Origin of the sequence: Paenibacillus gallinarum (assembly GCF_014836635.1) — a bacterium.
Taxonomy (GTDB): Bacteria; Bacillota; Bacilli; order Paenibacillales; family Paenibacillaceae; genus Paenibacillus; species Paenibacillus gallinarum.
This window is the reverse complement of sequence record NZ_JACSQL010000013.1, coordinates 55,688-67,556: the sequence shown is the minus strand read 5'-3', so window position 1 is coordinate 67,556 and position 11,869 is coordinate 55,688. Positions and strand designations below refer to the sequence as shown.

The following is an 11,869-nucleotide window of genomic DNA, read 5'->3' as shown; positions in this document are numbered from 1 at the left end:
CAATGAAACATATTGCTCGTTTTTGTTACAATGTTATATATCTTGCTATTTTAGAGAGGAACGGATTACTAATGCCTGACATGAATGCGGGGGTAACTGGAACCTATAAAGTAAACTCGGATGATCGCCTGCTGTATACAGGACACGTGAGCAATAACCCCGACTGGCAGTTTCCAAGCCATAAGCATGATGATCTGTTTGAGATTCTGGTCATTAAAGAAGGAGAAGGCCAGTTTACCATTGGAGATATAGAGTATGATGCAGCCGAAGGTGACGTCCTTATCTATAATAAAGGGATTCTCCATGCCGAGAAGTCTTCCAAAGACAAACCCATATATATTTGCTATTGCGGCTTTCACTCCACAAAGGAATGGATCATTCCGCCGGATCGTGACCCTGTTATTCGTGCTAACAGCTATTCTGCTGAAATGATCACCCTCATGGAACTCCTGTTTGAAGAATCTACGATTCGGGATGAAGGGCATGAACAGATCTGCCAGCACTTGCTGCAATCGATCCTACTTCTTGTTTCTCGTATGCTAAGCAAGCAGACCCGCTCGCCAGACACCGGCAGACAACAAATAATCCTTGATATTAAAGAATATATAGATATGAACTATACCCAACCTCTGACTCTCAAAAAAATGGCTGACCATTTTAATATAAGTCCGTATTATTTCGCTCATCTATTTAAAAACCGTTACTCCACCTCCCCCATTCATTACATGATTCAGCGCCGGATGGGAGAAGCAACACGGCTCCTTGTACAAACAGAGATGAAAGTATGGGAGATTGCCAAATTAACAGGATACGAAAATGCAAATTATTTTTCCATACTTTTCACGAAAGTGGTAGGCATGTCCCCTCGTCAGTATCGCGATAACCATAAGAAAACTTTATCTTATCCCTCCAGAGAGTAGCCCTCTTGCTTCGCTGTAGGCAGAACAAACATCGACATAGACAAAACATACCAAAAAGACACTGGACATCATCCAGTGTCTAGTCACTACACCGCCCGCGAGCTGCAAATTTCACGAAAATTACATTCTCCGCATACTCTTCTTGACGGCATCGGTGTAAAGAAAGAGATGTCTTTGGGACGATTATAGTAATCATCTGCAAGACAGGATTTCATTTCTTCAATATATCGTAAGGTCGATGCAGATACTTTATCAATATCTTGCTGCGTAGCCTGATAGGTTTCACACTCGCCTGTAAGTAGATATTCGACTCGCATCTCGATGTGTTCGTACGGAACATTATAGTGCTCATGAACATAAAGCGCATAGAGATATAGCTGATCTGTAAAATCATTCTCTTTGCCAGTCTTCCAGTCTACAATGACAATATGCCCCTGCTCATTCCGGTACAGTACGTCCATCTTCACGTACACCCTCGTATCATGCAAAATCATATGATCCCATTTCTCGATCTCCATAATATGAGCTGCGCCGCTCTCTACTTCTTTCCATGTTCTCGTATGATACAGCTTGTCAACGACCGTTTCCATACGGGACTTAATAGAAGAAATTCGATCTTTCAGCTTGTCATCTTCATCATAATAGATTTCGGATAACATGGTTTGATATTTAGGACGAAGATGCCAGCCGGTCACATCTTGCGACTCTTTGTACGCCTGGTTAAGCAGTTCTCTCATCTTTTGGTGTAAAAAAGAAGCCTCTGGAACCTTGCGTTCCTTATCCCAGCTGCGAATCACGGACTCGCACATCTGATGAGCCAGATTCCCAAATACGAGATAGAGATTGCTGAGCTGTTTTAAACGGTAGGTCTGAACTTGGTCCGGTTCTGCCGTCTCTAATTTCCACCCATTATGAGAACCGTAATAATGGTAATAATATTTACGAAGACAATCATCAAATATGGCGGCTCTAGAACCAGAGTATGACCAAGGAGGATACGTTGTTATCATAAGCATCTTCTGCCTTTCTTTGCAATCTGTCATCGCTTTGTTGTATTGTATTTTATCATAGAATAGAAATAGAAACCTACGGCGGCCTACTCCTGTTTACACCGTTACTAAACAGAACAGGGCTCGAAATATGAAGGGGTTGTCACGTACATGGACCGTTACCCAAATCACCATTTGGAATTACCCGATTTAGAGAAAATTGATTCTCTCTTGAGTCAGGTTGATATCATCGGCAGCGATGATAATGAACTTGTGAGCATCATAAATCAAGCTGCTCGTGTACATTGTATCGGTGTTGGAACCGACGCAGCTGTATTTACGACCGAAGCGTATCCGCGATTTGCATTTAAAATATATTCTCCTGAAGCGATGGAGAAGAAGACGATTGAAAAATCAGTTTATGACCGGCTTGCCGGCTCTCCTTTTTTCGCTGCCTGTTATGGAGAAGGGGATCGTTATCTTGTGCTCAGTATGGAAGAAGGACCCACACTGGAAGATTGTCTTCTAGAGGGAATTCCCGTTCCTGAACAGATCATTCTTGATGTAAAGGAAGCCCGCGAGTATGCGGTAAGTGTAGGGCTTAACCCGAGGGACATCCACCTGAAAAATGTAGTCAATCAGAATGGTCGTGCCAAAGTACTCGATGTATCTGAATATGTAAAAGAAGGCGATGACCAGCGGTGGGATCATCTGGTCTGGGCTTATTACCACGTGTATCCACGGTTTAATCAAGTTAAGGTCCCGCAGTGGGTAATTGATACGGTTAAAAAATGGTACCATCGCCGCAATAAAGCTTCCATGAATCTAGAAGATTTCTCCGGACGGGTAACTCGCTTATACGATAAACTGTCACGCAAATAATAATGTTAAATCCCTGCACCAAAAAGACTCCCTTGGTTTGAGATCAAAGGAGTCTTTTTGGTACATGACGCGTCATGTCCTATTGGATTAAAAGCCGAAATGTAATGTCTTTCCTGTCTCTGCGAGGGTTTTAATGTCACTAAGAATCATCCACCAGTGACTCTTTGTACTTTCGTAAGAGGGATGGTTTTCACTCCACTGATCATTAATTAAAGTCAGCTTCGTGCAGTCCCCCACCGGCTCAAACAGATACGTCATTCGTGAGGCAAGCTCCTCGTGATTTTCCTTGTAAGACGGACCCGGATGTTCTAAGCAGCTAAACTTAACTCCAGGTTCATATGACAATACCTCTCCATATAGATGAACGGTCCTCTCCCCGTCCTTTCCCGGACCTACATATTGAAAAGAAGACCCGATCTCAAAAGAGGATTCAAGTGTACATCCATAGAATATTTTCTTAGTGTTTTCAGGCTGAAACAGCGTATCCCATACTTGGTCTGGACTTGCTCCAATATAAAACTCGTAATGCAAAACTTCCACTTTAAATCACTCCCTATCACATTTTTCACACAGCAGTGTCGTCCGCTTTTTGTCGTTAATTCTTTGAAGTTGTACTCCCATCTTACTCGCTTGATCTACTAAAAGTATTGTAAAAACGCGACTTCTTCGCTGGAGGAGAACCTTATGTCTCAATCAATAGATCAGCGCTCTCTCGGCCTGCTTCATCATGAATACGGCAAGCAGAACTTCACTCTGAAACGTTACCATCCTCACGAAGAACTCAGCCGGTTTATTAAACATTACTGGATTGTAGAATGGAACCTCCCTCCTGGAGAGATGTTTACTCAAGATGTCATACCTAATCCTTGTGTGAACCTGGTCATTGAGCAAGGACGCACCTTCTTTTTTGGTCCTTCATCTATGAAGTATGGTCATCAGCTAAGAGAGAAAGGCTCCGTATTTGGCATCAAATTTAAGCCGGGCGGCTTCTATCCGTGGATTCAAAAACCGATCATGGGTTTAACTCCTGCCCCTCTTCCTGCTGAGTCTCTGCTTCCACACTCTAATCAGGAGCTGGAGGCCATGTTTCTAAACAAACAGATTCCCCATAATGAACTTGTCCAGCAAATGGATCAGCTGCTCCTTCCCTTACTCCCGTCTGTCGACGAGATGGGTCTCGAAGTAGAACGTATTACGACCTATATACAAGATCATCAAGAAATCACGAAGGTAGATGATGTGTGCACTTATTTTCAAATCAATAAGCGGAAGCTGCAGCGTCTTTTTCAGCAATATGTCGGTCTGAGTCCCAAAACAGTCATACGACTCTACCGACTACAAAATGCAGCAGAAATATTAGGCCAGGGAAACGCTCTCCAACTTCTGAAGCTAAGTATGGATCTTGGCTATCACGACCAGTCTCATTTTATTAAAGACTTTAAAGCCGCTGTTGGAACGACACCCGAAGCTTATGTACGCAGAGAACAAAAGAGGATCACCCGGCCCTAGCCGGTGTGACCCTCTTTGTTGTTTCTGTTACTGCATACTTTTTGTTATATCTATTACTGCATACCTATAGTTACATTACAGTACCTGTAATCGTAGTCCCACTCTTTTGGAGTTTGTAAGAAAGGATCTCTCCGCTCCAGAAATGGAATTTCAGAATCACTTCTCCGTCTTTTACTTCATTAAAGAAATTAGGTTTCAGCGTAATTTTCCCATCCTCATAAGAAGGACTGAATGTGTATTCAAATTCTTTAAAAGAAGTCCAGTTTTGAGGACCTGCATTGCTTCCATCTGTATAAACAGCTTCCATCGTAGCAAGCAGATCGCCGTTGAATTGAACCGGAATTGCAAAATTATCCGTTGTTCCTTGTGCTTTCTGCAACTCAGGCTTACTGTTTGTGATTACACGGAACTTCCAGTCTGCGCCTTTATTGAATTCCGCAGTAATTACGGCATTCACTCCATACTCGCCTGAAGCTGTCAATTCTGCTAATTTCGATGCTTTAATGGTAAGTTTCTCGCCAGAAAGGACATACTCTTTCCCTTTTTTCAGGTTCTTTCCATTTACACTCAGTTTCGTTAAGCGATTGCCATTCAAGTTCATTTGGATCTGCTGATCTTGCCCAGCTGTGCCTTTTCTGACAAAAATCAGATCTGTTTCCGCTGTAGCCGAACGTGTCTTCCGTCCTGCTTTCATCATGTCAAAGAGGTCTTGATCTGACCATTTGAATTCCGTTCTGCTAAAGTGCTGTCCGTTATCCCACAGCATATGTGTAATGTTTTTTTCTTTTAGAACATTCGTAAGGTATTCAAAGAACTTCAGTTTTTCACCTTGTTCAATCGTATTTGTGCTTTGGTCAAAACCAAGTAGCCCGTACTCACCTAAAATTACCGGTATACCTTTGGCAACGAATGTATTGTATACGTTATCAAAAGTTTGATCGATATCATTCTGTGTATCTTTTTCAAAACGAGTATAACCGGCAATATTCACACTAAACGGCCAGAAGCCATAATAATGAACGGTTGCAATGATGTTCTCATCATTCAGTTTTGTGATTGTGCTAGACAGCGCGTCCATACGCTCTTGTGATGGAGATGCTTCAAGTGTAGACAATACGAGCGGACGAGTAGTGTTGATCCCGCCGGACTCACGAACTATTTTATGAAAAGATAAATTCAGCTCTTCGAGCATCTCTAACTGTTTCGCTTCATCCGTTGTTCCGCCGTCCGTAAAGCGAGGTTCATTCACACTTTCAAACATCACTTTGTTTGACTGATTCTTGAAGTGGTCGGCAATTTGCGTCCAGATCGCATTGTATCTAGCAAGCACTTCGTCATGTTTTTTCTCCATATGGCTGATCCAGACCCAAGAATCGTGGTGAACGTTAATCATGACGTACAGCCCTTCATCAAGAGCCCACTGGACCACTTCCTGAACACGGTTCAGATAAGCAGGTTCAATGGTATAGTCTGGTGCTGCTCCGATATGGGAATCCCAGGTGACTGGAATCCGAATACTTTTATATCCCTCATCTGCAATATTCTGAATTAATTCTTTCGTGATGCGCGGATTGCCCCAAGCCGTCTCGTCTGCACCTACGGCATCTAGGGAGTTTCCAAGGTTCCATCCTGGCTGCATATCGTTTACATAGGACTGGAGCTTAGATTTGTTGCCCTTTGCTGCTTCTGCCTCGGCAGGACGAAAGGTAGAAGAAAACAGGGAGAAAACGAGTGCAAAAGCCAGAGAAAGCGTAAGCGTAGATTTCCATTTTCGGTTCAACCTTATACATCTCCTTTGTTTGTACATACTTTTTTGAAAGCGCTTCCTGAAAAGGATAACATATCCATATTATCTCCACTACCCTGTTAATTGATGACAAATTCATATGTTAATTAGTGAAATCAATTTCATAATACCTTTAGTAATCTATTCAATTAAGCCTATGTAATTAAAAACAAAACCCTTAAATCATCGTAATTCTCATTACGTGATCTAAGGGTTTGAATAGCTATATTTTAGTAAGAAAATTCGTTAGTTCTAGTGTTCGAGGAACACGAGCTGGATGAAGAACAAAATAGCAAAAATATAGAAGATCGGATGTACATCTTTCCCTTTCCCGCGTAGCAGTTTCAGCAGAGGGTAGAAAATAAATCCTACGCCGATCCCTGTTGCAATACTGTGTGTAAGCGGAGTGAGAATAATGATGAGAAATGCTGGGAAAGCTTCCTCCACATCAGACCATTTAACCTGGCTGATTGCATTAATCATAAAGTAACCTACAATAATTAGCGCCGGAGCGGTAATTGCTGAAATGCCGGATAATACACCGATCAGCGGCGAGAAGAACAAGGTCAGCGCAAGCAGAATACTTACCACTACTGCAGTAAGACCAGTACGGCCGCCCGCTGCTACCCCTGTGCTGGATTCAATATAAGCTGATGTCGGGCTTGTACCCAGCAAAGCACCTGATGTTGTACCTACGGCATCCGCTAGAAGCGCTCCGCGTGAACGCGGGAATTTACCGTCTTTAATAAGGCCCGCCTTCTCTGCTACCCCAAGCATGGTGCCTGTTGTATCAAACAAGGTAATCAGTAAGAAAGTAAAGATAACGGTGTAAAGTCCACTGGAGAATACACCTGCGATATCAAGCTGGAAGGCGGTTGTTGACAGCCCTGTTGGCATCGATACAATGGTTTCTGGCATCTGAAGCAGTCCCATAAACCATGCAATAATGGCCGTAACCACCATCCCGATAAATAAGTACCCTTTTACGTTATATGACATAAGCACAACGGTGATGAGCAGTCCAATAATCGTAAGCATCGTCATTGGATCTGATAAATTACCTAGTGCAATTAGATTCGACTCGGAGGCAACAATAATTCCTGCATTTTGAAGTCCAACTGTAGTAATAAAAAGTCCAATCCCTGCCGTTATGGCATGTTTGAGGCTGCCCGGTATGGCATCCAGCAGCATATATCTGAAGGAAGTTAGCGACAAAATAACAAATAGCATTCCGGAAATGAATACTGCACCAAGCGCTACTTGCCAAGAAACTCCATATCCCGCTACAACACTATATGCGAAAAACGCGTTAAGCCCCATTCCTGGCGCAATGACAATCGGATAATTCGCACCAAGACCCATAATGAGTGTACCAATGATACTCGCAAGCACGGTTGCAATGAATACACCGTTAAAATCCATTCCCGTACTGCTGAGCATTCCAGGATTGACAATGACAATGTAAACCATTGTAAAGAAGGTCGTAAGCCCCGCAATGATCTCCGTCGGGACGGTCGTGCCTCGTTCTTTTAATTTAAACCATTTTTCCATCTGAAGCTGTGCCTCCATGACTTGTATTGTCATTCGAATCAAAGCAAAAAATCCTAATTCTTCATATAGGATGAGAAAATATAGGCTCCTATATTCGTAAGTAGGATATAAGTTACGAATGACTGAAGTGTAAATCATTAATGTACTGATTATTTATTCATTTATCCTGTCTACATTGTGTAAAAGGACAATAACAAGAATATTAAATATAACAAAAGAAGTCAACCATTTCACAAAAAAATCACGGTTAATTCCGAACTTTCTTAAGCCCAAATGCTTCCATTATTCGCTTTTGATGGAGGATCGGATGAAAGAAGGTGGTATTTGTTTATATTTTTTAAACGTCCGGCTAAAGTAAGAAATATCATTGTACCCTGAAGCAAGTGCCACCTCTGATATGGTCATTTCTGTATTACGAAGCAGATATTCCGATTTATTAATTCGGAACTGATTAATATATTCGGTCACTGTCTTGTTCGTCAGTTCACTAAATAAGCGGCTGAAATGAAAACGAGATAACCCTGCCTTTTGGGCCAGCAGCTCTACCGATAGTTCCTCCAGATAATGTTCCTCGATATATTTAAAGATAGGAGCAAATCTCGTTAAATTTTTGGTGCGGCTGTTATATTCAGCACTCGGCATGTACTCTGCTATATGTCTACGGAACAATAGCGTCAGCATCCGGTACATACTCGATTTAATGGCCATTTCATATCCAAGCTCTTTCCCCTGGAACTCTTGAAGAATTTGTTCAAATGCGGTGCGCAGCTCAGGATCATCAGGAATGTGATTTTTGAACATAACATTATTTTGGGTCATCGGTGTAATGAATTTTGTCCCTACCGCATCAGGCGATGGACTCTGTAATAAAGACAGGTCCGTAATCAGCGCATTATACAGTACATGGCCCGATACATTGATTCCGTGATGCAGGTCATTACTATTAAGGACGATAAGGTCCCCTTCTTTGACCCATGTTTGCTCCGAATTGCATTCGATAATGGCTTCGCCTTGTGCAAAATATAAAATTTCCATATGTTCATGAAAATGAGGATGAAATAAGATTTGCCCTTTTTCGGTCGACTCACAATAATGAAGCTTCAGTGGAAACTGCGGATCAGGCATATCCATCGGTTCCCGTAAAGCAGCGTCTCTAAGCATGGGCCATCCCTCCACTCACCGCACATTTGTTCAAATAATCAGCAACGCTCTACATGGCTTTCCCCGCGAGGTCTCTCTACAATATAAGGTAATTCTAGATGATAGAAAAAACGAGGTAATCCTTACAATTCTTTTGTCTAGTATATCCTATTCTAGAAATTGAAGGGAGCACAAATTTACATATGACGACACTTAAAATTGGAGTAATCGGTGCCGGAAGCATCTCTCAATATCATCTAACACCTTATAAAAACAATCCCCATACGGTCCTTCATGCAGTATGCGATATGAATGCCGAAAGGGCCAAACAAACCGCTGACAAATACGAAGCACCGCATGCCTATAGTGATTACAATGAACTTCTTGCTAATAAAGAAATCGATGCCGTCAGCATCTGTACGTGGAATGATACCCATGCGGAGATCGCCATTGCCGCTCTGAAAGCAGGTAAGCACGTTCTAGTAGAGAAACCGCTTTGCCGTACAGTGGAAGAAGCGTATAAGATTCAACAAGCAGTACAAGAATCGGGTAAGATTCTGCAAGTCGGCTTTGTTCGCCGTTATGATCCCAATGCACAGATGCTTCGCTCTTTTATCGATAATGGCGAATTTGGTGAAATCTATTATGCCAAAGCATCTTACATCCGTAGACTCGGCAACCCAGGCGGCTGGTTCTCTGATTCAAGACGTTCCGGCGGCGGACCGCTGATTGATATCGGTGTCCACGTGATTGACCTCTGCTGGTACATGATGGGCAGACCAAAAGTGAAATCGGTTACAGGTAATACCTACCGCAAGCTAGGAGACCGCTCCAATATCAAAAATCTTTCTTCCTATAAAGCTGCCGACTATAATCCGGAAAACCAAGATAACGACGTAGAAGATTTAGCAAACGCACTCATACGCTTTGAGAACGGAGCTACCCTAATGGTCGATGTGAGCTTCACTCTTCACGCAAAGGAAAATGAAGGTTCTGTGAAACTATACGGAGAAAAAGGCGGATTCGAGATTGATCCCGAAGTTGTTATTGTTACCGAGAAGCATGACACAATCATCAACATCAGCCCGCAAACGGACAGTAAAGGATTCCAATTTGAAAAAGCATTCCAAGCAGAGATCGATCATTTTGTAGAATGTGTTCAGACAGGTAAACAGCCTATCAGCCCTGTGGAAGACGGCGTAGAAGTCATGAAAATTCTTCGCGGTATTTATGAATCCGCAAGCACAGGAAAGGAAGTATACCTATGAAACTTGGACTTAGCACATACAGCTTATATCAAGCTCTAAACAAAGGAACGATGACGATTGCAGATGTCATTGATTTTACTGCCGATCATGGCGGAGAACATGTAGAAATCGTACCGCTTGGTTATAACCTGACAGAACAGCCTGAACTGATTGATCTGATCGCTATGAAAGCCGCAGAGCGCGGTCTTGAAATTTCCAACTACGCAACCGGGGCCAATTTCCTTGTAGATCATGAAGAGGCATACCAGCAAGAAATTGCACGCGTGAAAAAAGAAGTCGATATTGCAAACAGGCTCGGCGTGAAACTAATGCGTCATGATGTAGCTTCTTCTCCCGATGTATCTATCGCCAATTTTAATGCAAATCTGGAGCGTCTTGCAGCTGCATGCCGCGAAATTGCGGAATACGCTGGCAAGTACGGTATTACAACAAGTGTGGAGAATCACGGTTATTTCATTCAGCACAGTGACCGGGTTCAGGCCCTGATTCACGCAGTGAATATGCCTAACTTCAAAACGACACTTGATGTAGGTAACTTCCTATGTGCGGATGAACAGCCGCTCGCTGGTGTGAAGAACAACCTTCCTTATGCATCCATTGTGCATATTAAAGACTTCTATGTACGCCCTGCCGGGCAAAATCCAGGCGATGGTTTTTTTAGATCCACTGCCGGTAACTTCCTGCGCGGAGCGGTAGCCGGTCAAGGTGACATTCCCATGCGCGATGTAATCGAATTAGTGAAGTCCTCGGGTTATGACGGATATCTTAGTCTCGAGTTCGAAGGCTTAGAAGACTGCGAATTTGGAGCACGTGTGGGTCTTGCCAATGTGAAGAGATTCTGGGACGAGGCATAAGCTTTTAAGTACTGAAGAACATGTACAATCAATAAGGAGGCATCAGCATGTCTTTTACAAATAAAATAGGAGTCATGTCCGACAGCTTTCAAGTCGGACTGCGAGAAGGACTGCAGAAATCCAAAGAAGTCGGTGCAGAAGGAGTACAAATCTATGCTGTATCCGGCGAAATGTCACCCGAGAACCTATCAACAGCTGCACGTAAAGAACTGAAGAGCTACATTGCAGATCTCGGACTTGAAATATCGGCTCTCTGCGGTGATCTTGGCGGTCATGGATTTCAAGATGCAGCGGTTAATCCTGAAAAAATTGAAAAGTCCAAACGCATTCTTGACCTCGCTGTAGAACTAGGAACGAATGTAGTTACGACACATATCGGTATTGTTCCTGATGATGTAAACGATCCGATCTACGCTGTGATGCAATCTGCCTGTGAGGAACTTGGCGTCTATGCGAAGAGTTTGAACGCCTACTTTGCCATTGAGACGGGTCCTGAGCGCTCTGCTCATCTCAAAGGCTTCCTTGATACACTCAGTACAAACGGCGTATCCGTTAACTTTGACCCGGCAAACATGGTCATGGTAACAGGCGATGATCCGGTGGAAGGCGTCAAGATCCTGAAAGATTACATCGTCCATACCCATGTGAAAGACGGCAGACAAATAAGACCCACCCATCCCAAAGAGGTCTATGGTTACCTTGGATACGAAGGCATGACGCATGAGAAAATTGCAGAAATGGCTTCTTCCGGCGCCTCTTTCCTGGAAGTTCCACTAGGCGAAGGCCAAGTTAATTTTGATGCGTACTTTGCTGCGCTGCAAGAGATTGGATATAAAGGCTATCTCACGATTGAGCGTGAAGTGGGTGCTTCACCAGAAGAAGATATTCGGAAAGCCGTTCAGTTTATTAAAAAGTATCGCGGGTACTGAATCTGAAGGCTGGCTTTCTGCGCTATGTGTGCGAAGGGTCT

General features: G+C 43.1%; 11 protein-coding genes. 6 read left to right on the top strand and 5 right to left on the bottom strand.

The window, feature by feature from the left end:
* The first annotated feature begins 71 nt into the window (after window positions 1-71).
* Complete coding sequence (locus tag H9647_RS21115) at window positions 72-920, top strand: helix-turn-helix domain-containing protein (protein ID WP_191803758.1); 849 nt, start codon at window positions 72-74, stop codon at window positions 918-920.
* An 86-nt stretch (window positions 921-1,006) separates the two neighbouring features.
* Here H9647_RS21115 and H9647_RS21110 read toward each other — a convergent pair whose 3' ends face one another.
* Complete coding sequence (locus tag H9647_RS21110; RefSeq protein ID WP_191803873.1) at window positions 1,007-1,927, bottom strand: PD-(D/E)XK nuclease family protein; 921 nt, start codon at window positions 1,925-1,927, stop codon at window positions 1,007-1,009.
* Window positions 1,928-2,080: 153 nt separating this feature from the next.
* On the opposite strand from H9647_RS21110, the gene H9647_RS21105 reads away from it, so the two are divergent.
* Window positions 2,081-2,791 (top strand): serine/threonine protein kinase, encoded by a 711-nt coding sequence (locus H9647_RS21105; protein ID WP_191803756.1) that lies wholly within the window; start codon window positions 2,081-2,083, stop codon window positions 2,789-2,791.
* 87 nt (window positions 2,792-2,878) lie between these two features.
* Here H9647_RS21105 and H9647_RS21100 read toward each other — a convergent pair whose 3' ends face one another.
* Window positions 2,879-3,331: an SRPBCC family protein gene (locus H9647_RS21100; protein WP_191803753.1), complete on the bottom strand. Its 453-nt coding sequence runs from the start codon at window positions 3,329-3,331 to the stop codon at window positions 2,879-2,881.
* Between the two features lie 144 nt (window positions 3,332-3,475).
* Between H9647_RS21100 and H9647_RS21095 the strand changes: the two genes are divergently transcribed.
* Window positions 3,476-4,300: an AraC family transcriptional regulator gene (locus H9647_RS21095; RefSeq protein WP_191803751.1), complete on the top strand. Its 825-nt coding sequence runs from the start codon at window positions 3,476-3,478 to the stop codon at window positions 4,298-4,300.
* A gap of 70 nt (window positions 4,301-4,370) precedes the next feature.
* Here H9647_RS21095 and H9647_RS21090 read toward each other — a convergent pair whose 3' ends face one another.
* The 3 genes from H9647_RS21090 to H9647_RS21080 all read right to left on the bottom strand — a co-directional run bounded on the left by H9647_RS21090 (window position 4,371) and on the right by H9647_RS21080 (window position 8,798).
* Entirely contained in the window at window positions 4,371-6,107 is a 1,737-nt protein-coding gene (locus H9647_RS21090) for a cellulase family glycosylhydrolase (protein WP_191803750.1), read from the bottom strand.
* A 231-nt stretch (window positions 6,108-6,338) separates the two neighbouring features.
* A complete protein-coding gene (locus H9647_RS21085; protein WP_191803871.1) occupies window positions 6,339-7,637 on the bottom strand; it encodes an NCS2 family permease in 1,299 nt (432 codons plus the stop codon).
* Window positions 7,638-7,919: 282 nt separating this feature from the next.
* Window positions 7,920-8,798, bottom strand: coding sequence for an AraC family transcriptional regulator (locus H9647_RS21080; RefSeq protein WP_191803748.1), 879 nt, complete (start codon window positions 8,796-8,798; stop codon window positions 7,920-7,922).
* A 182-nt stretch (window positions 8,799-8,980) separates the two neighbouring features.
* Here H9647_RS21080 and H9647_RS21075 point away from each other — a divergent pair, with 182 nt between their 5' ends.
* From H9647_RS21075 to H9647_RS21065, 3 genes are read left to right on the top strand one after another with little or no spacing between them, the layout of a single operon-like run.
* Window positions 8,981-10,045, top strand: a complete 1,065-nt coding sequence (locus H9647_RS21075; RefSeq protein WP_191803746.1) for a Gfo/Idh/MocA family protein — start codon at window positions 8,981-8,983, stop codon at window positions 10,043-10,045.
* Complete coding sequence (locus H9647_RS21070) at window positions 10,042-10,899, top strand: sugar phosphate isomerase/epimerase family protein (RefSeq protein ID WP_191803744.1); 858 nt, start codon at window positions 10,042-10,044, stop codon at window positions 10,897-10,899. Before H9647_RS21075 ends, H9647_RS21070 begins: the two co-directional genes overlap by 4 nt.
* 47 nt (window positions 10,900-10,946) lie before the next feature.
* On the top strand, window positions 10,947-11,828 hold the full coding sequence (locus tag H9647_RS21065; RefSeq protein WP_191803742.1) for a sugar phosphate isomerase/epimerase family protein: 882 nt from the start codon (window positions 10,947-10,949) through the stop codon (window positions 11,826-11,828).
* Window positions 11,829-11,869: the final 41 nt, after the last annotated feature.

Bases quoted from the DNA above. Each gene is read 5' to 3' on its own strand.
- H9647_RS21115 (WP_191803758.1), top strand. From the start codon at position 72: ATGCCTGACATGAATGCGGGGGTAACTGGAACCTATAAAGTAAACTCG.
- H9647_RS21105 (WP_191803756.1), top strand. From the start codon at position 2,081: ATGGACCGTTACCCAAATCACCATTTGGAATTACCCGATTTAGAGAAA.
- H9647_RS21095 (WP_191803751.1), top strand. From the start codon at position 3,476: ATGTCTCAATCAATAGATCAGCGCTCTCTCGGCCTGCTTCATCATGAA.
- H9647_RS21090 (WP_191803750.1), bottom strand. From the start codon at position 6,107: ATGTACAAACAAAGGAGATGTATAAGGTTGAACCGAAAATGGAAATCT.
- H9647_RS21085 (WP_191803871.1), bottom strand. From the start codon at position 7,637: ATGGAAAAATGGTTTAAATTAAAAGAACGAGGCACGACCGTCCCGACG.
- H9647_RS21080 (WP_191803748.1), bottom strand. From the start codon at position 8,798: ATGCTTAGAGACGCTGCTTTACGGGAACCGATGGATATGCCTGATCCG.
- H9647_RS21075 (WP_191803746.1), top strand. From the start codon at position 8,981: ATGACGACACTTAAAATTGGAGTAATCGGTGCCGGAAGCATCTCTCAA.
- H9647_RS21070 (WP_191803744.1), top strand. From the start codon at position 10,042: ATGAAACTTGGACTTAGCACATACAGCTTATATCAAGCTCTAAACAAA.
- H9647_RS21065 (WP_191803742.1), top strand. From the start codon at position 10,947: ATGTCTTTTACAAATAAAATAGGAGTCATGTCCGACAGCTTTCAAGTC.